The organism is Bacteroidales bacterium MB20-C3-3 (assembly GCA_035609245.1).
Taxonomy (GTDB): Bacteria; Bacteroidota; Bacteroidia; order Bacteroidales; family UBA932; genus Bact-08.
Genome location: CP141202.1, coordinates 1,673,366 through 1,699,634 on the forward strand (window position 1 = coordinate 1,673,366; position 26,269 = coordinate 1,699,634).

Annotated in this window: 22 protein-coding genes and 1 tRNA gene; 12 read left to right on the forward strand and 11 right to left on the reverse strand. The window is 39.4% G+C overall.

Annotated features, from left to right (window positions below; genetic code table 11):
• Positions 1–107: 107 nt before the first annotated feature.
• Positions 108–1,016 (reverse strand): ankyrin repeat domain-containing protein, encoded by a 909-nt coding sequence (locus tag U5907_07610; protein ID WRQ32443.1) that lies wholly within the window; start codon positions 1,014–1,016, stop codon positions 108–110.
• 1,067 nt (positions 1,017–2,083) lie between these two features.
• Between U5907_07610 and U5907_07615 the strand changes: the two genes are divergently transcribed.
• The 6 genes from U5907_07615 (at position 2,084) to U5907_07640 (ending at position 8,277) form a co-directional block, all read left to right on the forward strand.
• Complete coding sequence (locus tag U5907_07615; protein ID WRQ32444.1) at positions 2,084–3,250, forward strand: IS4 family transposase; 1,167 nt, start codon at positions 2,084–2,086, stop codon at positions 3,248–3,250.
• A gap of 31 nt (positions 3,251–3,281) precedes the next feature.
• A complete protein-coding gene (locus U5907_07620) occupies positions 3,282–4,097 on the forward strand; it encodes a GLPGLI family protein (GenBank protein WRQ32445.1) in 816 nt (271 codons plus the stop codon).
• A complete protein-coding gene (locus tag U5907_07625; protein ID WRQ32446.1) occupies positions 4,094–4,243 on the forward strand; it encodes a hypothetical protein in 150 nt (49 codons plus the stop codon). Before U5907_07620 ends, U5907_07625 begins: the two co-directional genes overlap by 4 nt.
• Positions 4,244–4,619: 376 nt before the next feature.
• The gene (locus tag U5907_07630; GenBank protein WRQ32447.1) at positions 4,620–4,829 is read left to right on the forward strand and encodes a hypothetical protein; all 210 of its coding nucleotides are present in this window, start codon (positions 4,620–4,622) and stop codon (positions 4,827–4,829) included.
• A gap of 41 nt (positions 4,830–4,870) precedes the next feature.
• Entirely contained in the window at positions 4,871–5,686 is an 816-nt protein-coding gene (locus tag U5907_07635) for a GLPGLI family protein (GenBank protein ID WRQ32448.1), read from the forward strand.
• Positions 5,683–8,277, forward strand: a complete 2,595-nt coding sequence (locus U5907_07640; protein ID WRQ32449.1) for a hypothetical protein — start codon at positions 5,683–5,685, stop codon at positions 8,275–8,277. Before U5907_07635 ends, U5907_07640 begins: the two co-directional genes overlap by 4 nt.
• A gap of 79 nt (positions 8,278–8,356) precedes the next feature.
• Here the strand turns inward: U5907_07640 and U5907_07645 are convergent.
• The 5 genes from U5907_07645 to rpsL form a co-directional block, all read right to left on the reverse strand.
• A tRNA-Ile gene (locus U5907_07645) sits at positions 8,357–8,431 on the reverse strand.
• A gap of 72 nt (positions 8,432–8,503) precedes the next feature.
• Positions 8,504–8,809, reverse strand: a complete 306-nt coding sequence (gene rpsJ / locus U5907_07650) for a 30S ribosomal protein S10 (protein ID WRQ32450.1) — start codon at positions 8,807–8,809, stop codon at positions 8,504–8,506.
• 32 nt (positions 8,810–8,841) lie between these two features.
• Positions 8,842–10,962, reverse strand: coding sequence for an elongation factor G (fusA, locus tag U5907_07655; GenBank protein ID WRQ32451.1), 2,121 nt, complete (start codon positions 10,960–10,962; stop codon positions 8,842–8,844).
• An 18-nt stretch (positions 10,963–10,980) separates the two neighbouring features.
• The gene (gene rpsG / locus U5907_07660; GenBank protein ID WRQ32452.1) at positions 10,981–11,457 is read right to left on the reverse strand and encodes a 30S ribosomal protein S7; all 477 of its coding nucleotides are present in this window, start codon (positions 11,455–11,457) and stop codon (positions 10,981–10,983) included.
• 25 nt (positions 11,458–11,482) lie between these two features.
• A complete protein-coding gene (rpsL, locus tag U5907_07665) occupies positions 11,483–11,884 on the reverse strand; it encodes a 30S ribosomal protein S12 (protein ID WRQ32453.1) in 402 nt (133 codons plus the stop codon).
• A gap of 146 nt (positions 11,885–12,030) precedes the next feature.
• Between rpsL and rocD the strand changes: the two genes are divergently transcribed.
• A complete protein-coding gene (gene rocD, locus U5907_07670) occupies positions 12,031–13,260 on the forward strand; it encodes an ornithine--oxo-acid transaminase (GenBank protein WRQ32454.1) in 1,230 nt (409 codons plus the stop codon).
• Between the two features lie 11 nt (positions 13,261–13,271).
• Positions 13,272–14,183, forward strand: a complete 912-nt coding sequence (locus U5907_07675) for an arginine deiminase-related protein (protein WRQ32455.1) — start codon at positions 13,272–13,274, stop codon at positions 14,181–14,183.
• Positions 14,184–14,195: 12 nt separating this feature from the next.
• Here U5907_07675 and U5907_07680 read toward each other — a convergent pair whose 3' ends face one another.
• Together U5907_07680 and U5907_07685 are read right to left on the reverse strand one after the other, a co-directional pair.
• Positions 14,196–16,154, reverse strand: coding sequence for a fructose-1,6-bisphosphatase (locus U5907_07680; GenBank protein WRQ32456.1), 1,959 nt, complete (start codon positions 16,152–16,154; stop codon positions 14,196–14,198).
• 5 nt (positions 16,155–16,159) lie between these two features.
• A complete protein-coding gene (locus U5907_07685; GenBank protein WRQ32457.1) occupies positions 16,160–19,204 on the reverse strand; it encodes an ATP-binding protein in 3,045 nt (1,014 codons plus the stop codon).
• A gap of 105 nt (positions 19,205–19,309) precedes the next feature.
• On the opposite strand from U5907_07685, the gene U5907_07690 reads away from it, so the two are divergent.
• Positions 19,310–19,885, forward strand: a complete 576-nt coding sequence (locus U5907_07690; GenBank protein ID WRQ32458.1) for a superoxide dismutase — start codon at positions 19,310–19,312, stop codon at positions 19,883–19,885.
• On the opposite strand, the gene U5907_07695 is transcribed toward U5907_07690, so the two are convergent.
• Together U5907_07695 and rsgA are read right to left on the reverse strand one after the other, a co-directional pair.
• On the reverse strand, positions 19,871–21,175 hold the full coding sequence (locus U5907_07695; GenBank protein ID WRQ32459.1) for an MATE family efflux transporter: 1,305 nt from the start codon (positions 21,173–21,175) through the stop codon (positions 19,871–19,873). The genes U5907_07690 and U5907_07695 overlap by 15 nt on opposite strands.
• A gap of 3 nt (positions 21,176–21,178) precedes the next feature.
• A complete protein-coding gene (gene rsgA, locus U5907_07700; protein WRQ32460.1) occupies positions 21,179–22,117 on the reverse strand; it encodes a ribosome small subunit-dependent GTPase A in 939 nt (312 codons plus the stop codon).
• A gap of 66 nt (positions 22,118–22,183) precedes the next feature.
• Between rsgA and U5907_07705 the strand changes: the two genes are divergently transcribed.
• From U5907_07705 to U5907_07715, 3 genes are read left to right on the forward strand one after another with little or no spacing between them, the layout of a single operon-like run.
• Positions 22,184–23,161, forward strand: coding sequence for a polyprenyl synthetase family protein (locus tag U5907_07705; protein ID WRQ32461.1), 978 nt, complete (start codon positions 22,184–22,186; stop codon positions 23,159–23,161).
• Positions 23,162–23,178: 17 nt separating this feature from the next.
• Positions 23,179–24,417, forward strand: a complete 1,239-nt coding sequence (locus U5907_07710; protein ID WRQ32462.1) for a U32 family peptidase — start codon at positions 23,179–23,181, stop codon at positions 24,415–24,417.
• Complete coding sequence (locus U5907_07715; GenBank protein ID WRQ32463.1) at positions 24,408–24,875, forward strand: hypothetical protein; 468 nt, start codon at positions 24,408–24,410, stop codon at positions 24,873–24,875. The genes U5907_07710 and U5907_07715 overlap by 10 nt, the downstream gene beginning before the upstream one ends.
• Here U5907_07715 and metK read toward each other — a convergent pair.
• Positions 24,853–26,103 carry a methionine adenosyltransferase gene (metK, locus tag U5907_07720; protein WRQ32464.1) on the reverse strand — a complete coding sequence of 417 codons (1,251 nt, stop codon included), beginning with the start codon at positions 26,101–26,103 and terminating at the stop codon, positions 24,853–24,855. The genes U5907_07715 and metK overlap by 23 nt on opposite strands.
• Positions 26,104–26,269 lie beyond the last annotated feature (166 nt).

A 26,269-nucleotide genomic window follows, 5' to 3' on the forward strand; every position in this document is an offset into this window, starting at 1 on the left:
ACAATTCCTGATGTTATATTTGACTTATCTGCGGCTTTGTCATATTTCTTAGCCGGATTTGCCCCTTTGGCCAGAAGAAGTTCTGCTGATTTTGTGCGGTTGTACCTTTATTTATTGCCGAGTGCATTTACCCCTCCTGCCGCATGCATCAGTGCTGTTTTACCCCAGGTGTCTTGCAAATTGACATCGGCTCCTTTGCTGATTAGTAACTTAACTGCATCCATATGCCCGCCTACAACCGGAATGCCTCCCAAAATTACTTTCAGCAAGCCTCCCTTGACTGCGTGCATAAGTGCTGTTTCGCCGTTTTTGTTCTGTATGTTTACATCTGCTCCTTTTGCTATAAGAGCTTTTAAAGGTGTCATTTTTTGAACCGCATACATAAGCGGAGTTGTACCATTTCCATCTTGAGCGTTAATATCTGCACCTTTATCAATCAGAATTTTTGAAATCTCTGTATTGTGTACACCGAGCATAAGTGCTGTATATCCCAGCTTGTTCTGAATGTTTATTTTAGCCCCCTTGTCAATCAAAAGCTTTGCGCTCTCTGTATATGTAAAATTTGGAGCACCTACAGCAAGCATCAATGCTGTATTACCACCGCTTTCGTGAAGCTTGCCGTCCCACAGAATCCAGTCATCCTGCAGGTCAATCAAAACATTTTTATCTAACAACTGCTTAACCACATCAGAAAACTTGACAGCCTTCATAAGTGCGGTATATTTCCAGGAGCGTTCAGGCTGAGTAAGGATATTCCATTCATTCAGCTTAATACCCTTTGCGTTAATAAGAAGGGTGGTTATCTCCGGAAATTTGCCGTTAATTGAGATAGCCAGAATTGTCTCATTGTGAATTTTTGTATTTGGGTTGACACCTTTTGCAAGTAAAGCTTTTACCTCCTCAATCTCTCCATTAGAAATTTTAGTGACAATCTCCTGAGCAAAAAGAGTATTAACGCTGCAAGTAAAGAAGATTGATGCTATGGCGATTATACACACAAAAAGAGTTTTTTTCATTTGAGTCAAATAATTAAATGTGGATAAATGTAGGTAAATATTAAACGGAGAAACTCTTATAACTAATAACTTGTAGAGGATTGTTGAAAAATTATAGATTGCCCATAAATGTGACATTAGCGGAGTTGGTATGAAAAGGATGGACACAGAGGGCAAAGCCTGGGATATTCCCGTTTGAGATTTACATCACCGCAAACGAAACAATGATTAAAGAGGCAGAACAGGCTTCTTCAGGGAGCCTGTTTTTCGTATCTCTTTTATCACCTCGGGGTTGCCGGTTAGATTAAAATAATAAATTTGTTTTATTTAAAACAAATGCTATCTTCGCTTTTAGACTAAGTTGTTTTATAAAAGCTATTTAAGCCTTGCCAACTTAAAAAACCGCTTTGTATAAAACATAAGAAAACTGTTACCCTGACAAAGTAAACGGATTACTACATAAAATACAAAACGGCATGTAAAGGTAATTATTTCTCCTTTATTGATGAATGATTTCATTAATGAAGAGCGCATTAAAAAGCGAAAAATTTGTTATTTACATTTATTAATTTAAGATTTTTTGCGATGAAATATTTACTACCAATATTTGCGTCATTACTTATATGTCTCTTTTCTCTCCATACTATTGCTCAAGAAAACACAGGTCAGTGCTCTTATGATTTTTCTACGAGTTGTGGAGTTACAGCTACTATGACTTACCCATGTTCGTGGCAATCGGATCAAGAATTAGTTGATATACTTGAGGGCGAAGTCGAAAGTCATTATTGTTCTTAATCTTTATTTTTTACTTTTTCTACCAGCTCTTTGCTGGTAGAAAAAGTTTTTTTTTCACTTCATATCATTAGTGTCCACTTAAAATATATTTTCGTTCTTTGAAATCATTATATTTTAGCATGTTATAAGCTTTTTTGTTCCGTGTCGATTTGAATTTATATTTTTAGTTCATTAGTGTCCACTTAAAATATATTTTCGTTCTTTGAAATCATTATATTTTAGCATGTTATAAGCTTTTTTGTTCCGTGTCGATTTGAATTTATATTTTTAGTTAAGATAAATATTTCTTAGCTATGAATACAGGTAAATATGTTTTCTCTCAATTAGTTGAGTTCTTACCAAAACGGATTTTCGATGGCATTGCAGAGAGACACGATAGTAATAAGTATGTAAAACATTTTACCTGCTGGAATCAATTGCTAGCTATGATGTTCGGACAACTTACCAATAGAGAAAGCCTAAGAGACCTAATAGTTGCAATTGATGCTCATAGTTCTAAATGCTATCATCTTGGTTTTGGCAAGAATGTGACCAGAAGCAATTTATCAAAGGCTAATGAGAACAGAGACTTCAAAATATTTGAAGAGTACGCCTACCATCTTATCGAGATAGCTAGAAAGAAACGATCCAATAGCGACTTCGAAATCCAGGGGAAAGTTTATGCTTTTGATTCAACTACCATTGACCTTTGCTTAAGTATTTTCTGGTGGGCTAAGTTCCGCTCGACAAAAGGAGGGCTAAAACTTCATACACTTTATGATATTACAACTCAGATTCCCGCATTTGTTCATATTACTCCTGCATCTGTTCATGACATGAATGCAATGGATGTAATCCCTTATGAACATGGCGCTTATTACATATTTGACAGAGGCTATATGGATTTTGCGAGACTATATAACGTAACCAGACATTCTGCATACTTTGTTATCCGGGCAAAAAGGAACCTCAAACTCGAGATTTTGAAAGATCTCAAGAGAAGTGACTCTTCAGAAATAATCATAAGTGATCACATTGTTCGACTGGATGGATTCTCTTCATATCTTGACTATCCTGAAAATTTTAGAAGAGTCAGATACTATGATGCAGATACTAAAAGACCATTTACCTACCTGACTAACAATCTGGAAATAACGGCAGAACAAGTTGCATTACTTTATAAGAATCGATGGCAGATTGAGCTGTTTTTCAAATGGATAAAGCAACACCTGAAGATTAAGTCCTTTTGGGGAACAACTGAAAATGCAGTAAGAATACAAATATATTCTGCTATTATTACTTACTGTTTGGTCGCTATAGTTGAGCATGATCTGAACATTAAGCGATCAACTTACGAAGTATTGCAAGTCCTGGGAATATCTTTACTTGACAAAACGCCCATTATGGAGCTGTTTAACAGTGCTGAAAATAATGACGTCAATGAACTTTTGTTTAACCAACAACTGTCCTTAAATTTTTAGTGGACAGTAATGACTTCATATATTTAATATTATGAAAAGGATTTTATTTACATTGATACTCTTTTTTCATTGCATCTATATATACTCACAGCCTACAGTTTTGGATACTGCATTGATGAAATTGAGATACAGATATATATATACACGCAACTCTTTAATGAAAGAGAGACGAGAGGCTCTTATGATTTTGTTAATCGGTGATAAATGGTCTCTTTTCTATAATAAACATAATGATGACTTTTATTATGATAAAAATAAGACTGATCGTAGCAAATATGTAAGCACAACAATTGACGAAAAAGGCAAAGTTACAAGGAAAAGAAGTGCTGGCTCCCCTCGTCTTATTGGGCCAACAGAATACATCTATCTGTGTAAAGAATATATGGAGGAAATTTTTGTTGAAAAAATATTGTTTAGCGGACTCTATTACTATACTGATAAATATTTATCCCCCAAATGGGAGGTTTTCAAAGATAAGAAAACCATTATGGGTTATATGTGTCAGAGAGCGGAGTCTTCATACTTTGGTCGCAAGTGGACAGCTTGGTTTACAACGGAGATACCTGTAGACTCAGGGCCCTGGAAACTGATCGGATTACCAGGGCTGATTTTAGAGGCGTCAGACGAAGATGGCGATTTTGGCTTTATAGCGGTCTCAATTGAGCCTCCTGCTGAAGAGGATGTTATTTCAATGAAAGATAGTCTTATGCTTACAAAGGTTACAAAAGATGCTTTATTTAAATTGCAGAAAAAGATTTATGAGAACACTAATGGTGATTTCGGGCCGATTCAGATAAAGACATCGTCTCCAATACCTAAAAGGAAGTTAAATACAATCGAGAGATGAATCTAAGACTTATCAGTTTGATTCTTTTTTCGTTTACCGGGTTTCAACTCATAGCACAGACCCGGATAACAGGATTGGTTAAAGAATCCTCCGGAATGTATGTTGCAGATATATATGTTATTGTCGGTGAGCCTGGTGTCAGATAAAGAGGGTTAGTTACAGATATTGGAGAGTCAATAGCCCGACTCCTACCTATCTATGTGGCCTGGACGACTTTTGTAACCTTTGGCTTGCCGATTGTGTTTTAATAATAAATTTATTTTATTTATAATAAATACTATCTTCGCTTTTAGACTAAGTTGTTTTATAAAAGCTATTTAAGCCTTGCCAACTTAAAAAACCGCTTTGTATAAAACATAAGAAAACTGTTACCCTGACAAAGTAAACGGATTGCTACATAAAATACAAAACGGCATGTAAAGGTAATTATTTCTCCTTTATTAATGAATGATTTCATTAATGAAGAGCGCATTAAAAAGCGAAAAATTTGTTATTTACATTTATTAATTTAAGATTTTTGCGATGAAATATTTACTACCAATATTTGCGTCATTACTTATATGTCTCTTTTCTCTCCATACTATTGCTCAAGAAAACACAGGTCAGTGCTCTTATGATTATCCTACTGTTTGTGGAGTAATTGCTACCCTGACCTATCCATGTTCGTGGCAATCGGATGAAGAACTAGTTTTTATGCTTGAAGATCAGGTTGATGATTACTATTGTCCTTGATTGTATTAATCTGCTTTTTTTCACTTCATATATTTAATATTATGAAAAGGATTTTATTTACATTGATACTCTTTTTTCATTGCATCTATATATACTCACAGCCTACAGTTTTGGATACTGCATTGATGAAATTGAGATACAGATATATATATACACGCAACTCTTTAATGAAAGAGAGACGAGAGGCTCTTATGATTTTGTTAATCGGTGATAAATGGTCTCTTTTCTATAATAAACATAATGATGATTTGCAATACGGAAATAGTAAGATTGATCGCAGCAAATATGTAACCACAACAATAGATGAAAATGGCAAAGTTACCAGATGGAGAAGTGCAGATGCTCCTCGGATTATAGGGCCAACAGAGTATACCTATCTAGGTAAAATAAATGTAGAAGAGATTTTTATTACCAATGTCTGGTTTAGCGGACTCTATTACTATACTGATAAATATTTATCCCCCAAATGGGAGGTTTTCAAAGATAAGAAAACCATTATGGGTTATATGTGTCAGAGAGCGGAGTCTTCATACTTTGGTCGCAAGTGGACAGCTTGGTTTACAACGGAGATACCTGTAGACTCAGGGCCCTGGAAACTGACCGGATTACCAGGGCTGATTTTAGAGGCGTCAGACGAAGATGGCGATTTTGGCTTTATAGCGGTCTCAATTGAGCCTCCTGCTGAAGAGGATGTTATTTCAATGAAAGATAGTCTTATGCTTACAAAGGTTACAAAAGATGCTTTATTTAAATTGCAGAAAAAGATTTATGAGAACACTAATGGTGATTTCGGGCCGATTCAGATAAAGACATCGTCTCCAATACCTAAAAGGAAGTTAAATACAATCGAGAGATGAATCTAAGACTTATCAGTTTGATTCTTTTTTCGTTTACCGGGTTTCAACTCATAGCACAGACCCGGATAACAGGATTGGTTAAAGAATCCTCCGGAATGTATGTTGCAGATATATATGTTATTGCCGGTGAGCCAGGTTCAGAAATAGTGAGTGCCTATTCTGTCACCGGAGATGACGGCAGGTTTGTTATAAAACTTTCTTCAGAACTTGATTCTATTTTGATAAGAACATCAAAGATAGGTTATGCTGAGACAAAAATGTTGCTTGCAAATAAAAATCAGGAAATAGAACTTATTGTGTCGCCGCAGACAACCAACTTGAGGGAAATCGTTATAAGACCGGAGGCTGTGAAGAGACGGGGAGATACTCTGGACTTCTATGTGCAGCGTTTTGCTTCTGTCCAGGACCGGAGTATAGGAGATGTTATAAGAAAGTTGCCGGGAATTGAAGTCCGGCCCTCCGGACACATTCTTTATCAGGGAAAGGCAATAAATGAATTTATGGTTGAGAATCTTGATCTTATGGGGGGAAAGTATGGTGGAATTGTTAATAACCTTTCATATGATGATGTTGCAACTGTTCAAATACTAGAAAACCATGAGCCTATAAGAGCTAAAAAAGAAATAAGCGACTCTGATCAGGCTGCCATTAATCTTAAACTTAAAGAGGGATCTAAGAACAAGTACCTTAGATCTTTTTCCCTTGGAACCGGCCTCTATCCTATACTATGGAACAATGAGGCTTCTATTATGCAGTTTGCGCTCAAAAAACAGACAAATATAGTATATAAAGGAAATAATTCCGGGGAGAACATTGATGGTGAGCTTACTCAGTTTTATGGTAATAGAGGGGAGAGGCGAGGAGCTGGAGTGTTGGGTATCCCCGGTTCAATTCCTCCTATCAGTAATAGTCGGAGATATCTCTATAATAATGCTCACTTAATAAGTATAAACAGACTTTATTCAATTAGCGGATATGCAACATTGAGAGTTCAGGGTGACTACCTCTCAGATATGCAAAAACAATCTTCCTCGTTAAATACCTCATATGTTATTGGTAAAGACTCGATGTTCCTGGTGTCAGAAAAAAACAGATACAGGCAAAGTCTTAATAAGGCTAGTCTTTCAGCGACCTATAACCATAACTCTCCATCCTTCTTTATTAATAATACAATAAAGGGTATTGCCGAATGGAGAGGTGTCAGCGGAGTAACGACAAATATAAGTGAGAGGCAACAGAGTATTGATTTTAAGAATCTAACACTTCTTAACAATTTTAACCTATTTAAAGTTATAAAAAAGAATAGGTTAGAAATCAAAAGTTCAATTGTTATAGGTAACAAAAACGAGGATTTTACCATAGAAAACGGTATAAACAATGTTAACTATAGCCAGAGTCTAAAACAGAGCAGTATTTATACTGTTAATGAAGTTGTTTACGGTGGTGGAAAAAATGGATTAAATTATACATTTACTGCCGGAGTTGATTTTAAGAGTACGGGAATTGAGTCACTTCTAAGTATTGACATGGAGACGGCAGATACTCTTTTAAATAATTTCAGATTATCTGATTTCGCTGCCTATCTATCTCCAAATTTTACATACAGAACAGGGACTTTTTTCTTTAATTTTACATTGCCTCTCATTTATAATAACAGGGAGAAGAGAGAAAAAATCAAAGAGTATGATAATTCATTCTACTCAAACCCTACATTAGGGATTAGATATGCAAATCTCACAAACAGGTTTGGTCTTAGCCTTAACCTCTCACGCAACCATAACAAAGCCGAAGCAGGTTTGCTAAATAGAGGGTATGTACTTGTAAATTACAGAACTTTGACAAAAGGAGGCTACATTAATCAAGAAGATTTGACCTCAAGTGCGTATCTAAGTCTCAATATAAACAGAGCTGAAAAACTGTCGAGTACCTATGCGAGTATTGTGCTTTCTGAGAGGAGATCAAGCTATCTAATTGTTGCAGACTTTAATCAGATGCTAATGTACCGGTATCTTATCCCGGCTCCGGTTAAAAGCCTTTCATTCTCATCTATGATAACATGGTCAAAGGGTTTTGATTTTTTTCTCAGGAAGATACAGTTATCCCCATCCTATACCATGATTGAAAGCAGACAGATACAGGGAGGTAAAGACATTAATAATATATCTTCAACTCTCTCTGCCAGTTTGAATCTGGATTTAAGATTATGGGAAGAGTCAGATGTAAGGTATTATCTGGGGTGGGCAAATAGCTTCTCAAAGAGTAAATCGGCTGAAAAGGAGATTGCCTCCGGAACAATAAATTCTTTATCACAATCACTAAGTTTTCAATCCGTAATAATAAATAACCTCTCGTTTAAGGCATTTCTGGAACACAGAAAGTTGTTCAACGATAATAATATAGTTCCATCAACTTTTTTCATTGATGGAGACATTATCTTTAAGTCTAGAAGAGCAGAGTATTCCGTGTCTCTTTTGAATATATTAAACACTAAAGAGTATGCAATCAAATACCTTTCAGGCTTCTCAAACTCAGAAAATCTCTACTATTTAAGGCCTAGAAGCATAATGTTCACTGTTCGTTTCCGGCTTTAGCCGCATACTCCCCCTCCCGTGGAGGGGGAGTGAATAAAAAGCCAGCAAAAAAAAGGGAGTGAACATGTTCACTCCCGTGTGGGCCCAGCTGGGCTTGAACCAGCGACCCCCTGATTATGAGTCAGGTGCTACTAACCAACTGAGCTATGGGCCCCAAAAGGACTGCAAAAATAATAAAAATCCTGAAACTCCTAGTATTTATTGCAGTCTTTATTGTGTAAAATCATCAAACCTTGATTTCAACCTCTACTCCGCTTGGAAGCTCAAGCTTCATCAGAGCATCTACCGTTTTAGGTGTAGAGCTGTAGATATCCAGCAGGCGGCGGAAAGAGTTTAGCTCAAACTGTTCGCGGGCTTTTTTGTTAACGAATGTAGAGCGGTTCACGGTAAAAATCTTCTTATCTGTAGGAAGAGGAATAGGACCACTTACAATTGCGCCTGTAGCCTTCACGGTTTTTACAATCTTATCTGCCGATTTGTCAACCAGCATATGATCGTAAGATTTCAGCTTTATTCTTATTTTTTGGCTCATTTCTGTTATATATTAACCAATTTATAATTCTGTTATTCGTCTGTATCGTCGTCAAACTTCTTGCCGCCTGCCTTTTCAATAACCTCTTTTGCAAGAGATGCAGGTAGCTCGGTGTAGTGCGAGAACTCCATAGTACTTGTTGCTCTTCCGGATGAGAGGGTGCGAAGAACTGTTACATAGCCAAATTGCTCTGAAAGAGGAACTTTAGCTTTTACAATTCTGGCATTTCCCTTCGAGTCCATATTGGTGATCTGTCCCCTGCGCTTGTTAAGGTCGCCGATTACATCTCCCATATAGTCTTCCGGTGTAACAACCTCAAGTGACATGATAGGCTCCATAATATAAGGATTTGCTTTAGGACAGGACTTACGGAAAGCTTGTCTTGCACAAATCTCAAATGAGAGCGAATCTGAGTCAACAGGGTGGAAAGATCCATCTTTCAGTACAACTTTAATTGCAGGAACCTCATATCCGGCCAGTACACCATTTGACATTGCCGCTTTGAATCCCTTCTCAACGGATGGTATGTACTCTCTAGGTATGTTACCTCCCTTAACCTCGTCAATAAACTGAAGTCCGGTTACGCCTTCGTCAGCAGGTCCAATCTCAAATACAATATCTGCAAATTTACCTCTGCCTCCGGTCTGCTTCTTAAATACCTCCCTGTGAGATACAGCAGAGCGAATTGTCTCCTTGTAGTTCACCTGAGGTGCTCCCTGATTGATCTCAACATTGAATTCTCTTCTGAGACGGTCAACAATGATCTCCAGGTGAAGCTCACCCATTCCGCTGATAACGGTTTGTCCGGTATCGTGATCTGTTTTAACTGTAAATGTAGGGTCTTCCTCTGAAAGCTTGCCAAGAGCAAGTCCCAGTTTGTCAAGATCCTTCTGAGTCTTGGGCTCTACGGCCAGACCAATTACAGGATCAGGGAAAGACATTGACTCAAGTACTATAGGGCGATTTTCAACGCAAACGGTATCACCTGTGCGAAGATCCTTGAAACCTACAGCTGCGCAAATATCACCCGCTTCAACAAACTCAATAGAGTTCTGTTTGTTTGAGTGCATCTGATAAAGTCTTGCAACACGCTCTTTTTTATCAGAACGAGTGTTCAGGATATAAGAGCCGGCATCCAGTTTACCTGAATAAGCTCTTATAAAGGCTAACCTCCCCACATATGGATCGGTTGCAATTTTAAAGACTAGTCCGCAGAATGGTTCGGTAATATTTGGTTTGCGAATCTCCTCATTTCCTGTTTCAGGATTGATACCCTTAATGGCATCAATATCCATGGGAGATGGAAGATAGCGCATGATGGCATCAAGGAGAAACTGAACCCCTTTGTTTTTGAAAGAGGAGCCGCAGAGCGTAGGGACAACAGCCATATTAATAGTTGCTTTCCTGAGTGCTTCAACAATCTCATCTTCAGAAATAGAATTAGGATCCTCGAAAAACTTCTCAAGAAGTGCATCGTTGAACTCTGCTACTGACTCAACAAGTTTTCCTCTCCACTCGTCAACCTCTGCAACCATCGAGGCAGGAACCTCTTTGATCTCGTAGTTAACAAGCTCTTTGCTATCTGAGTTATAATAATATGCTTTATTGGAAATAAGGTCAATAATACCTTCAAATTTCTCTTCCGCTCCAATAGGGAGAACAATAGGGACAGCGTGAGCACCAAGCTTGTCGTTCATCTCTTCGATAACGGCAAGGAAGTCTGCACCTACACGGTCCATCTTGTTTACATAAGCGAGTTTGGGAACTTTGTACTTATCGGCCTGACGCCATACTGTCTCAGATTGTGGCTGAACCCGGCCAACTGCACAAAAAGTTGCAACTGTCCCGTCCAGAACTCTGAGTGAACGCTCCACCTCCACAGTAAAGTCTACGTGGCCGGGAGTGTCAATAAGGTTAATCTGATACTGATTTCCGTTATAGTTCCAAAAAGCTGTAGTTGCAGCAGAGGTAATTGTTATTCCTCTCTCCTGCTCCTGAACCATCCAGTCCATTGTTGCGGCACCTTCGTGAACTTCACCTAACTTATGGGTTTTACCCGTATAGTACAGGATTCGTTCAGAAGTAGTAGTCTTACCGGCATCAATGTGTGCCATGATGCCGATATTTCTTGTGTATTTTAAATCTCTTGCCATCTATTCTTTCTAATCTCTCTAAAAACGGAAGTGTGCAAATGCCTTGTTGGCCTCAGCCATTTTATGCATATCCTCTTTTCTTTTATAAGCACCACCTTCGTTGTTGTAAGCGGCTAGCACCTCAGCAGCCAGCTTCTCGGCCATTGAATGAGCAGAGCGTTTGCGTGAGTAAAGAATCATATTCTTGATTGAGAGCGAAATCTTCCTTTCAGGACGCACCTCTGTTGGAACCTGGAAGTTTGCACCACCCACTCTTCGGCTCTTCACCTCAACTTGTGGAGTAATGTTCTCTAATGCTCTTTTCCAGATTTCCAGCGGAGCCTTGTCAGAATCTTTCATCTTCTCGCCAATGATATCCATAGCATCATAGAAAATGCTATAGGCAATACTCTTCTTCCCCTGGTACATTAGGTTATTCACGAATTGTGTCACCAACACGTCGTGAAACTTGGGATCAGGAAGCAGAATCCTCTTTTTAGGCTTCGTTTTTCTCATTTGTTTCTCTTAATAATTTTTAGTTTTACTTTTTCTTAGCCGGAGCTGCTGCACCTTTTTTAGGTCTCTTAGCACCGTAGAGCGAACGCCCTTGTTTGCGCCCCTCAACACCAGCTGTGTCAAGAGCACCACGAAGAATGTGGTAGCGTACGCCCGGAAGGTCTTTTACACGACCGCCGCGAACGAGCACGATAGAGTGCTCCTGGAGGTTGTGACCTTCTCCCGGGATGTATGCGTTGACCTCCTTCTGGTTTGTCAAGCGAACACGGGCAACTTTTCGCATAGCCGAGTTAGGTTTCTTAGGTGTAGTAGTGTAAACACGCACACAAACACCACGCCTTTGAGGGCATGAGTCAAGCGCTCTTGATTTACTTTGCTCCACCAGAACCGTACGACCCTTGCGTACTAATTGTTGAATTGTTGGCATAATTAATTGTTAATCTTTACTTTATGTAATTACGTTATATAAAACGGGTTGCAAAGATACGCTTTCTTTTCCTAACTACAAACAACTTATTAACATTTTTAGAGTAAAAAAAGGGTTATATTTGCTAGATAAACAATTATCAAGCTATGAAAATTTCACAAAAATCTGCTGCCTACATCGCGCAGGAGGAGAAGTACGGAGCTCATAACTACCATCCGCTGGAGGTGGTACTCTCCAGAGGAGAAGGTCCCTTTGTGTGGGATGTAGACGGAAAGCGTTATTATGACTTTTTATCGGCTTATTCAGCTGTAAATCAAGGTCACTGCCATCCTAAAATTGTTGGAGCCTTAAAAGATCAGGCAGAAAAAATTTGTCTTACATCAAGAGCCTTTTTTAATGACTGCCTTGGACCATATGAAGAGTATATTCATAATTACTTTGGATATGACAAAGTATTGCCAATGAACTCAGGTGCAGAGGCAGTTGAGACTGCACTGAAACTTGCAAGAAGGTGGGGGTATGTAAAAAAGGGAATTGCAGACAATCAGGCATTAATAGTAGGATGTGAAGGAAATTTTCACGGGAGGACAATCAGTATTGTATCACTATCTACAGATCCGGATTCATATTCTCAGTATGGTCCTTATACTCCGGGACTGATTAAAATTCCATACAACAATGTTGCTGCGCTGGAGGAGGTACTGGAGAAAAATTCAAAAAATATTGCCGCTTTTATGCTTGAACCTATACAGGGAGAGGCAGGAGTATTTGTACCGGATGAGGGATATCTAAAAAAATGTTTTGATCTGTGTAAGAAACATAATGTTCTTTTTATTGCCGATGAGGTGCAGACAGGTATTGCCAGAACAGGGAAAATGCTTTGTTGTGACCATGAAGGCATCAGACCTGATATGGTAATTCTGGGTAAGGCAATTTCCGGAGGAGTTCTTCCGGTATCGGCTGTACTTGCTGATGACGAAATAATGCTGACAATTAAACCAGGAGAGCACGGATCTACATTTGGCGGTTTCCCGCTGGCTTGTCGCGTTGCAATGGCAGCACTGGAAGTGGTAAAAGAGGAGAATCTGGTGGAGAGAGCAGAATATCTTGGCAAAATATTCAGAGAGGAGATGTGCAGAGTTGATTCACCTTTCATTGAACTTGTAAGAGGTAAAGGTTTGCTCAATGCCATAGTTATCAGGCCTCATGACGGAAAAGAGGCTATGGATGTCTGCAAGAAGATGGCCGAGAAGGGGGTAATTGCCAAGCCTACCCACAGACATATAATCCGGTTTGCACCTCCGCTTGTAATATCAGAGGAGCAGCTCAGGGATGCAATAAAAATAATTATCTCTTCAATTAAGGAACTGGAATAATATTTATGTATATGCAATCTACTTCCAAGGTCCTTATGGTAAGACCAGTAAGGTTTGGTTTTAACGAACAGACGGCCGGAAACAACTCTTTTCAGAAGAGGGGTTATGAGCTGAGTGCCCAGGATATGGCTCTGGAAGAGTTTGACAATTTTGTCTCACTCCTCAGGGCAAACAATGTGGAGGTTGTGGTAGTGGAGGATACCCCTGAGCCACATACTCCCGACTCAATATTTCCTAATAACTGGTTCTCCACTCATGCCTCCGGAGAGCTTGTACTGTACCCAATGTGTGCTCCAAACAGAAGGCTTGAGAGGAAGGAGAGCGTTTTAAATGTGATTAAAGAGATAGGAGAGAGGGGGAAGATGAGACGAATAGTTGATCTGACCCACTGGGAGAGTGAGAATTTATTTCTTGAGGGTACAGGAAGTCTTATTTTTGACAGAAAAAACAGGATTGTATTTGCTTGCAGGTCGCCAAGATGTGATATAGCTGTACTTGAAGATTTGTGTGAAAAGCTTGATTACGAATTTTTGGATTTTGGAGCATATGACAGAGATGGCAAGCCAATTTATCACACTAATGTAATGATGTGTGTTGGCGATAAATTTGTCGTAGCTTGTCTTGATTCGATAAAAAACATTGATGAAAGGACTGAGTTTATATCTTTTGTAGAAGATTGTGACAAAGAGCTGATTGAAATTTCAATTGATCAGATGGAACAATTTGCCGGAAATATGCTTCAGCTTAGGAGTACAGGCGGGGAACCACTATTGATTATGTCTGCGACAGCCAAAAGAGCACTAACTACAGACCAGCTTGAGAGTCTTATGTCATACTGCAAGATTATTTCTCCTGAACTAGAGTCAATTGAAACTAACGGAGGGGGCTCTGCTCGCTGTATGCTTGCAGAAATATTCTTTTAGATATTATTAAGATTAATTGTCATCCTCTTTCAGATAACCTCCCCGGTATGCAGCCAGCAGCCGGGTGAGGTCTTCTATTTGACGCTTAAGTTCAGCTCCTATATCGGTATCCCTTACAAGTCGTCTTTTATTACTGAACTCAAGAACAGTTGTTTCAGAGATTATGTCGTGCCCATCCTCTATGGCCTTTCTGGTAGATTCAAACGGTTCATGCTGAACCAGAGATAAACCATGAGAATTATAAATCAAAGTAAAACCGGCAATACCTGTTTCAGGCTGATATGCTTTTGAATACCCACCATCAATGACAAGTAATTTTCCTCCTGCTTTGATTGGAGATTCTCCTTTTGCCGTTTTAACAGGAATATGACCATTAATAATATGTGAAACCTCGTCAGTTATGCCGAATTCTCTTAAAATTGCCTCACATACATCCCTGTTGTTTTTGAGATTGTAGTAGTACCCCTTGTTCTCCTTGTGAGTCTCTTTCTCTGAAATGAAGTACCTCTCAAATGTTGTCATCCTGTCTTTATCAAATGGAGGTGATGATGGTCCGCACCATAGATACCAAACGAAATCAGTTGCGAAGAGTTTTTCTCTCTTCTTCTTCTCTTCAAAATATGCTTGTCTGACAATTTGGTCTATTTTGTCAAACAGGGCTTTCCCTGAATATTCTGCACCTTTTATTTTAACTTTTTTAAAAGTGCCATCTTCGTTAAGGGGGACAGATCCGTGATAAAGTAGATTGGAGTTTTTGACCAGATATAGAGAACCGTTAGCATATATGCATCTCATATGTTTACGGAGTTTCTCGCTGTTTGAGAAATAGTGTTTCATCGTCTCAACAACCTCCTTCTCATCTTCAGTCAGCTTGTATGGGTTTTTAGGATCTATTGTAGGTAAAAATGTGTCTCTTAATAAATACTCTTTCCCGTTTATATCAATTGTTCCTCTTTCAAAATTAATTTTATGAAGAAGCCTTCTGTCATCCATTTTAAACTCAGGATTTCTCTCAATTAGCTGACCTTCAAGTTTAAACTGGATGATTGAGATTGCTTTATGCATTTGAGAAATTAGTTTAACATGCTTTTGTTTAACCGGCTCATCATCCCTGGCTTTTGGTTTAAAGAGAAGACACTGATCCTCTCCATATGTTTCAAGAGCAAAAGTTGCAAGAGGTAATAGATTAATTCCATATCCATCCTCTAATGTAGAGAGGTTTCCGTATCTAAGGCTAATTCTCAGCACATTTGCCATACACGCTTCGCTGCCAGCTGCAGCCCCCATCCAGACAATATCATGATTGCCCCATTGAATATCAAAATTATGATAGTCGCACAGAAGATCCATAATGATGTGTGCTCCCGGCCCTCTGTCATAAATGTCGCCCACTATGTGAAGATGGTCTATTGTAAGGCGTTGAATTATCTTGCTCATTGCAATTATAAACTGTTCTGCCCGTCCGGTTGATACAATAGTAGTGATTATTGCGTGAACATAATCTTGTTTGTTTGGATCTGTTTTGAATTCATGTAATAACTCTTGAATAATATAGGAGAACTCTTCGGGCAATGCCTTCCTTACTTTTGATCTGGTGTATTTTGAAGAGACATTGCTCAGCACACTGAGTAGCTGCAGAAGCACCATTTTATACCAGTCGTTTATATCTTTCTCCCTTGCCTGAATAACCTTAAGCTTTTCAGCCGGATAGTAAATCAGAGTACACAATTCTCTCTTTTCCCACTCTCTCAGGCGGTGCCCGAATATATCCTCCACCTTCTTCCTTATAACTCCTGAGGCATTTTTAAGTACATGCTGAAAGGATTCGTGCTCACCATGGATATCGGTAAGAAAATGCTCGGTTCCTTTTGGCAAATTCATAATTGCTTCAAGGTTAATTATTTCAGTGCTTGCAGCTGATATTGTCGGAAAACTTTTTGAAAGGAGCTGCAGATACTTTAAATCCTTCATTATAACTAATTGTTTAAGTTGGTGTACCTCTCTATTGAATTAAGGAGCGTTGATGCTTTTACCGGTTTTGTGAGAACATCATTGCACCCGGCACTCTTTGCCTCAAGCTGATCAGATTCAAATGCGTTTGCAGTCAGTGCAATAATTGGGATAGAACTGTTTTTTCCCCGAATGTATCTGGTTGCTTCAAGACCATTCATCACTGGCATCTTAATATCCATTAGAATTATATCCGGATTGAATGTCTGAAATATTTCAGTGGCCTCTTTTCCATTTACAGCCCTGGCTATATCATATCTTTTGGAGAGGATGATGTCAATCAGCATAAAGTTACTGTCCAAATCTTCTGCGATAAGGACTCTCTTTTTCTCTGCGGATTCGTGCGGTGTTTCAACCGGTGAAGATGCCGGCTCAGGCTTTTCAGCCGGTATTTTATTGATGTTTATATCTGCAGGGATAGTAAAGCATACTCGAGTGCCTTCACCCTCTGTTGATGTAATTGAAATTCTGCCGCCAAGTTTCTCAACAATTGCTTTGCATATAGGTAACCCAAGTCCTGTCCCGGGTGCAAATTCGTCAGTTTTATAAAATCTGCTGAACACCTTTTCTATTGCATTGGCAGGAATACCTTTTCCGGTGTCCCTGACAAAAATTTCAACCTCATTTATGTTGCAGAGAAAACCTACTGTAATACTCCCTGACTCCGTAAACTTAATTGAATTGTTTAGCAAATTGGTGATTACCTGTCTGTTTCTTACCGAGTCTGAGTATACAATTTTTGGACTTTCCGGGATCTCAGTAATAATTTCTATTCCCTCTTTTATTGACAACTTGCTTGTTTCTGTTATTTCAATTATCTGTGAGGCCAGGTCAAACTCAGATAGTTCAAATTTCAGGCTGTTGGATTCAATTCTTGAAATATCCAGTATATCGTTTATCAAAGTCATAAGAGACTTAGAATTACTATTAATAATTGATGCAAACTCACTCTTTTCGTCATCTGTGTATGAGTTGTCTGTAATAAGATTTGCAAAACCAACTATTCCGTTGAGTGGAGTTCTGATTTCGTGACTCATGTTTGAAAGGAATGAGCTTTTAAGCCTGTCACTCTCCTCCGCCTTTAATTTTGCCTGAAGAAGTTCACTCTCCCTCATCTTGATCTCCTGAATATTTATATCCATTCCGTAGAGAAAGCGAGTATCATTTACCTTATTTGTCTCAGATGAAAGAGAGTAGATTACACCTCTTCTCTCCCACCACTCCCATGAGTTGTCATTATTAACAGCCATCCGGTACTCTACACTAAAGCTTTTAGCTTTGCTAACCATTAATTTGTCATATGACAGCGAAAGTCTGTCTCTGTCTTCCGGATGCACATACTCCAGAAAATGTTTGTGAGTTCTGAATTGGATGTTCCAGTTTTTAAATATATTTTCTCTGTTTTCAACTATGGTAAACTGTTTTGTGGATCTATTATAGAACCAGATGAAGGCTTTTGCAGATTCAACGGCCAGGCTCAGGTATCTTTTTTGTTTATAAAGCTCCGTTACATCTCTCATAACAAGTACAATCTGACTAACCTCTCCGGATGTGTTGAGTACGGGAGAAATGTTTCCGGCAATAAATCTTGACTCCCTTTCATGATAATCTATTCTGGTATGTTCCGGAATAGGGAGAGATTTTTTCTGGCTTAATGCCTCTTTTAGAAGGGCATGAACACACTCAGAACTTCCAGGCTGACTAGTTGAGTAAACCTCGTGAAATTTCTTTCCGGAAAGAGTCTTTCTTGTTTCAGAAAGTAAAGCAGCTGCATCATTTGCATATAATATTGTAAGATCCGGGGCAAATGATATAACCCCCTCCTCCATAACAGAAAAGGTATTATTCAGTAACTCTCTTCTTGATATATTTTCTGATGTGAGCCTTCTGAGCTCTTTATTTAGATTTCTATGCCTGAAGTGGTAGACAGCAAACACCATAAATGATGTTATAAGAAGTAATATAAAAGCCATAAAAAGCTGAACTTCGGTCCTGAAGTCATCAAAAATACTTGGGGGCTTATTTATTATTGTAGCCTGTTTTGAAAACCTTTTAGTTGATATGTTCCACTTCTTTAATTCATTGAAATCTAACTGAAGCTGGTATGTTTTTAATGTATCGTTAATAACGATTCCGGGATTTTCCAGTAACTTTATTGATGCCTCTGCAGCTTTATATCCGTGATCCCAGCTTGAAACGCTGTATCCTCCAATTACACCTGTGCCAGTGAGGAGGTTTTGAATTCCCAGAATTGGGATAGTGTTAATTTTTGGCAGAAATGGATGTAAGTAATTATTGTATGAGTAGTTTCCTTTGTTGTCCATTACCCAGCTTGACAGAATAGCAAATGATTTTAAGGGCATCGAGTTAATTCTCTTGGTAAAATCCTCGAAATTATCTCCCCTTGGAGAGAAGAATGTAAAGTGAAACTTCTCCTTGTCAGGCATTGATGCTATTACTCTTTTTGCATATTCAGCCTCGAGCGAGCCGTATGGGCTGTTGTCGGTAATTATTAAGATATTTTTGGAATCAGGAAAGAGTGAAGAGCCAAACTCTATGTTCTCCGCTATTGGTAAGGATGTCTGTAAATAGGAGATCCCTCTGACAGGTTTATAGTCTGCATCAAGCAATTTAATGCATAATATTTTTTGTTTTTGTTCAGGTGATAATTCTAACGATAAAAGAACCTCCAGTGCTTCACTATCGGTAGCAATGATTAAGTCCGGTAAATTATTCTGATATGCATTCCACGCTGTTTTAATTGAACGGATCATATCAGACTTTGTCCTCTCCCCCTCTGAATTTATAAACAGATTGGAGATTCTTGTGTTTGTTTTATTATTTGAGTGGTATGTGGAAAAACCTGTATGAAACTCTCTTATTCTCTCATTGTTTCTCTCTTTTGAGTAAACAAGCATAACCCTCCTCTCTCTCTCCTGAGCAAATAAATTAGTTGAACCCCAAAAAATAATCAGGACAAAAAATGTATTAAGAAATTTTTTGAAAAGCATATTATTGGAGAGTATGATTTAATTGCTACCAAAGTTAGTAAATTATTCCTGCCAAATTGCTAAATTTGTTAGTAAGCAAATAATTAATACTTAAACATAGAAGCGATGAAATTTGTATTGCCCGAGCTTGCCTTTAAGGCAGCAGAATTAGAGCCTGCAGTAAGTGCAAGGACTATTGAATTCCATTATGGTAAACACCATCAGACCTATGTAAATAACCTCAACAACCTCATTGCCGGAACTGAGTTTGAGTCAATGGGACTGGAAGAGATTATAAAAAAATCAGATGGCGCTATTTTTAATAACGCCGCCCAGGTGTGGAATCATACATTTTATTTTAATTGTTTTACCCCGGGAGGCAACGGAGTCCCATCGGAAGAGTTGCTGGAGGCAATCCACGAAAGTTGGGGTAGTTTTGATGATTTTAAAAAGGAGTTTAGTGCTGCTGCTTTATCTATTTTTGGATCAGGATGGGCATGGCTGGTTAAGAATAAGGAGGGAAAACTATCCATAATTAAAGAGAGCAATGCCGGAACACCTCTTACAAAAGGCATGGAGCCTCTGCTGGTAATAGATGTATGGGAGCATGCATACTACCTCGATTATCAAAACAGAAGAGCTGATTATATTGCAGCCCTTATGCAGATAGTTGACTGGGATGCCGTTTCATCCAGATATTAGTTTTCCAAAGACCTCTTTTCCAGACATAACGGTCATCATTACGCTTCTGATAATAAGATGGGCAGAGTACGCCAGGTATAAAGCCTGGATACCCGCAAATCTTTCGGTTGCGTAGAAGACAATAAAAAACGCGGCAGCAGATATTATCATAGTATTTCTGATTGCCGATGAGGCTGTTGCGCCTATATATATGCCATCCCACATAAATGCAACACAACTTATTACAGGGACTAACAGAAGCCATGGCATAAAGGGAGAAGCTGCCTCAATGACCTCTTTGTTATTCGTCAGCAGGCCGAATATCGTTTCGCCTGCAGCCATATATGCTACTGTAGAGACTGCTGCAATAACAAAGGTCCACAGAAATAAGAGCCTTACGGCTCTCTTAAGGGAGAGGATATCTCTTGCGCCAATATATCGGCCCGCAAGAGCCTCGCCGGCATAGGCAAATCCATCAACCAGGTAAGAGTAAAGAAGCATAAGTTTCATCATAATTGTACTAACGGCAAGTAGCTCCTCTCCGTACCTGGCAGAGAGAGCGGTAAATCCTGAGTAAACGAGTAAAAGAGAGGCAGAGCGGAGAAAAAGATTACCGTTGAGAACGAAGAACTCCTTCATCTCTTTAATTTTCAGGGAAGCCCTGATATTTATGTATTTGAATAATTTTTTATAATAGTTGTTCATAAGGAAGATTGCAGACCCCAGTCCTATGTACTGAGCAGTAACAGTTCCAAGTGCAATTCCGGCTATTCCCATCTTCATTGGGAATGCAAATAGAATACTGAGCAGAATATTTGATATATTTACTATTATATCAGTAATCATTGGACTAACCGTATTCTGCATTCCAATGAACCACCCCTTAAAGGAGAATAGAGTTAAAGTGGCAGGTGCTGCCCATATTCTTATAAAGAAATACTCCCGTGCCATCTGCTCAACAACAGGAGTTGTATCCAGTACAGCGAATGCTCCAACAATATAAATATATTGAATTGCAAGCAGAAACAGTGCTGCTATTAAAGCAGTTCCCAAAGACTGAACAAGGACATTTATACTCTCCCTGAAATCCCTCCTTCCATATGCCTGAGCAGCCTTCCCACCTGTGCCTACCCGCAGGAAACCGAGATTCCAGTATAGCAAGTCAAAGAGCATTGTGCCAATAGCTATACCCCCAATTGCTGCTGCATCACCAAGCCTGCCGGCAATAGCCAGGTCTGCCATTCCAACCAGCGGTACTGTAATATTTGCAAGGATGCTGGGCCCAGCAAGCTTAAGTATCTTATTGTTCATAAATTACCTGTATTTCTCCTCATCTTCAAGCATTCCCAGATATGATATATATCTCTCAGCAGAAATTTCTCCATTTTCAACAGCCTCTTTTATCCGGCAACCTGGTTCATGAGTATGGGTACAGGGGGTAAACCTGCACTCTTCGTAGAGGCGAAGCATCTCAGGGAAATAGTGACTGAGTTCCTCCTTGTTCATTTCAACAAGACCGAACCCTCTAATCCCCGGAGTATCAATTATAAAGCCTCCGGAAGAGAGGGGATGCATCTCATAAAAGGTTGTGGTATGCTTTCCCTGGAGATGATAGTCTGAAATATCAGCTGTCTTAAGAATAAGATTTGGATCCATTGCGTGAATAAGAGAGGATTTACCAACTCCTGACTGACCTGAAAAGAGAGAGACTCTCCCGTTACACTCATCTCTTAATATATCAATATTCAGCCCAGTTTTGGATGAGACCTCAATAATTTCATATCCGGCATTCTGGTATATCTCTTTGAAGCTGTTGAGTGTTTCAACAGACTCGCTTTGAATAAGGTCTCTTTTGTTGAGAACAATTTTAACAGGGATTCTGTAAGCTTCACAAGTGACAAGAAAGCGGTCTATGAAAACCGGTTTAACTTCAGGAAAGTTAATAGTTGTTACCAGGTATGCCATATCAATATTTGAGGCAATTATGTGCGATTCTCTGGATAGATTTGTAGATTTTCTAATTATGTAGTTTCTCCTTGCTTCTACTGAAACAATAGCACCTTTTCCTCTCTCTTCCTGTTCATAATTGACGATATCTCCCACTGAAATAGGGTTTGTAGTCTTTGACCCTTTCATGCGAAGCCTCCCACGGACCACGCACTCAACCGGCTCCCACAGAGGCAGGGGGCTTACCAGATAATGACTTCCGGTATGCTTAACAACAGTTGCTCTTTTTGTTTCACTTTTTTCCACGGCTGCGAAGATACAAAATTGTGTAAAAAAGGATTAACTTCGCGCCGTATTTAAAAAGAGACTATAATGTTGACAGTGTCTGAAATTGAAAATGTAGTTGAAAAAAGCTTGAGGTCTCTTGATTGGAAAATGCAGCCTCAGGAGCTGTACGAACCGATTGAGTATTTAATTTCAATTGGAGGTAAGAGGCTTAGACCAAGGCTTGCAATTCTGTGTTATAACCTGTTTTCTGACAAAATTGACAGATCAATAATATATCCGGCGATAGGTCTTGAAGTTTTTCACGGATTTACCCTTATACACGATGATATAATGGATGGGGCCGATTTGAGAAGAAATCAGCCAACAGTCCACAAAAAATGGGATAATAATATTGCAATTCTTTCAGGAGATGTAATGTGTATCAAGTCCTATCAGATGATTGCAAATGCTCCGGACGGATGTCTAAGGGAGGTCCTTGATATATTCTCAGATACCGCCGCTAAAGTATGCGAAGGTCAGCAGTATGATATGAATTATGAATGCGAACCATTTATAACTATTGAGGATTATATTCAGATGATAGGCCTTAAGACTGCCGTCCTTATTGCCTGCTCGGCAAAGATAGGAGCCCTTATTGGAGGAGCAGGCAAAGAGACCTCTCAGGCTCTGTATAATTATGGATATAAACTTGGTCTTGCATTCCAGATTAAGGATGATCTGCTTGACAGTTTTGGCGAGACAGCGGTCTTTGGAAAAAATATTGGTGGCGATATAATGAACAATAAAAAGACCTGGTTGCTGGTTGAAAGTTTCAAAAGGGCAGCAGGGAAGGATAGAGTAGAGCTGGATTATCTATTAAGAGGCAAAGAGATTAAGAGGGAGGAGAAGATACCGGCTATGCAAAATCTATTCAGAAGGATTGGTATTGTAGCCGATGCAGAGAAGGAAATTGAGAGACTACATGCTGAGGCTTGGGATATTCTTGTTGGAGCGGGTCTTGATAAAAGACAACTTGAGCAGCTTTCAGAATTTGCAAACATACTTCTGAACAGAGAGAGGTAAAAATCTGTTATTGTTTTATGAGACCTTCCGATATAGAGATAATGGCTCCGGCCGGAAATTTTGAGAGTTTGCACGCAGCAATTCAGGGTGGAGCTGATTCAGTGTACTTTGGTGTGGGAAATCTTAATATGAGATCGCATTCAGCGAATAACTTCTCATCAGATTCACTTAAAGAGATAGTAGATATATGTAAAAGGGCAGGGGTTAAATCCTATCTGACACTAAATATAGTTATTTACGACGAGGACATACCCTCTATGAGGGAGGCTGTTGACAGGGCTGCAGAGGCAGGAGTTTCGGCAATTATTGCCTCTGATATGGCGGTAATCTTATATGCAAGAGAGAGAGGGCTGGAGGTGCATATATCAACTCAGCTTAATGTTTCAAATATTCTAAGTTTAAAGTACCACTCTCAGTTTGCTGATGTGGTAGTTCTTGCCAGAGAACTAAATTTGCATCAGGTTAAGGAGATTTATCAAACCATTGAAAGAGAGCAGATAAAGGGCCCTTCCGGAGAGCTTGTCAAACTTGAGCTCTTTTGTCATGGAGCGCTCTGTATGGCTGTCTCAGGAAAATGTTATCTGAGCCTGCACGAGTATAATGCATCTGCTAACAGAGGGAGTTGCTATCAGATTTGCAGAAGATCTTACGAGGTTAAGGACAAGGAGACTGGCAACACACTTGAAGTGGATAATAAGTACATAATGTCACCAAAAGATCTCTCTACTATACTATTTGTTGATAAAATAATTGATTCGGGTATACGAGTCTTTAAGATAGAGGGCAGAGCAAGGGCTCCCGAGTATGTGAAACGGGTAACATCTGCTTACAGGGAGGCTGCTGATGCAGTATGCGAAGGGAGGTATACCCCTGAACTTGCAAAAGAGCTTGAAACAAGAGTCTCTGAGGTGTTCAACAGAGGATTTTGGGATGGCTACTATCAGGGTGCAAAGTTGGGGCAATGGTCTGATGTTTATGGAAATAAGGCCACTAAAAAGAAAACATATGTGGGAAAGGTGACAAATTTCTTCTCAAACCTATCGGTGGCAGAGGTTCTGATTGAAACGGGAGAATTAAGAACAGGCGATGAAGTATTGATAATCGGCCCCTCAACCGGAGTAATGGAGCACAAAATTGAGGAGATAAGAACGAATCTTGAGTCTGTTGAGATTGCTGTAAAGGGTGAGTATTGTTCACTGCCACTCCCTGCCGGTGTCAAGTTAAGACGATCTGACAAAATTTACCTGTGGAGATAAGAGATAAAGATATTTTTACAGGTGAAAGACTCCCTGCCATGATGGTGGGGTTTCTGAGGGAGCATCATGTTATGACTGTCGCAGTTTCTGCTGCTGATGATATTTGGTGCTCTCATGCCTTTTATGTATTTCTTGAAGATGAGAATGCATTTTTAATAATCTCTGAAGAGAAGACAAGGCATATAAAAATAGCAAGAAAGAATCCTGTTGTTTCCGGTGGGGTTGCTTTGGAAACTAAAAAAATAGGGGAGATAAGGGGGCTTCAGTTTAAAGCAATAATGGAGCAATGTGATGATTCTATTTTTGGAAAATATAAACTATCTTACCTAAAAAGGTTTCCCTATGCAATCTTAAAAGGGGGTGATCTTTGGCTTCTGCGGATTACAGAAGCCAAGTTCACCGATAACAGACTGGGCTTTGGTAAAAAGCTAAGATTTATAAACGAAAAGCTCTCTTGATATCCTCAACGGCATCAAGTTTCTCCCACGCAAAAAACTCAACTTTTTTAACTACGGATTTCCCGTTTTCAACTAACTCAATCTCCTTTGTAAAAGGGTCTCTTCCCATATGACCATAAGCGGCAGTCATCTCATATATTGGATATTTGAGCTGTAGCCTTTCAATGATTTTGGCAGGCCTGAGATCAAAAACATCCTGTATAACAAGAGCTATTTCTCCGTCTGTAAGTCCACCGGCTGCAGTTCCGTATGTGTTTACAAAAACACTTACCGGTTTTGCGACTCCAATAGCATAAGCTAGCTGAACCAGGGCCTCTTTGGCAACACCGGCAGCTACAAGATTTTTTGCTATATGTCTGGCAGCGTATGCTGCTGATCTGTCAACCTTGCTCGGGTCCTTTCCGGAGAATGCTCCTCCTCCGTGTGCCCCTTTTCCGCCGTAAGTATCCACTATGATTTTTCTTCCGGTGAGCCCGGTATCTCCATGAGGCCCGCCGATAACAAATTTTCCTGTAGGATTAACATGAAGGATATAATCTCCTTTGAACAACTTCTGAGTATAATCAGGCAATCTTCCAATAAGTCTCGGGATTAGAATACTCCTTACATCCTCCTTAATTTTTGCCTGCATTACTGAATCTTCTGCAAATTCATCGTGCTGTGTGGAGATAACAATTGTGTGAACTCTTACGGGATTGTTATTGTCGTTGTACTCAATTGTAAACTGAGATTTTGAATCGGGCCTGAGATAGGTCATCTCCACTCCCTCTCTTCTGATTTTTGCAAGTTCCAGAAGTGCGATATGGGAGAGAGTCAAAGGCAGAGGCATAAACTCTTCAGTATCAGTACAGGCGTAACCAAACATCATCCCCTGATCACCTGCTCCCTGCTCTTCAGGTACTGCAACATCAACACCTCTGTTAATGTCCGGAGATTGTTCATGTATTGCAGAGAGAATCCCGCAAGAGTTCCCGTCAAACATGTATTCGGCCTTTGTATAACCGATTCTGTTAATTACCCTTCTGGCTATTTGCTGGATGTCCACATAGGCAGTTGAGTTAACCTCGCCCCCTATCACCACAAGCCCGGTGCTTACAAAAGTTTCGCATGCTACTTTTGAATTACTGTCCTGTCTGATGAATTCGTCGAGAATTGCATCTGATATCTGGTCCGCCACTTTATCCGGATGACCCTCTGATACCGACTCTGATGTAAATAGATATGACATTGTCGTAAAAAATTAATAATATAATTATTTAAACATTTCCGGAGGGAAAGAGTTCTTGAATACGCGAAATGCCTTGAAAAAAAGAAAACTCAGAGAATTTTAGCATTTTTTCGTGTGGTTGCAAGCAATCAAATCTCTCCACAATAATTTTGTGCAAATGTATGTA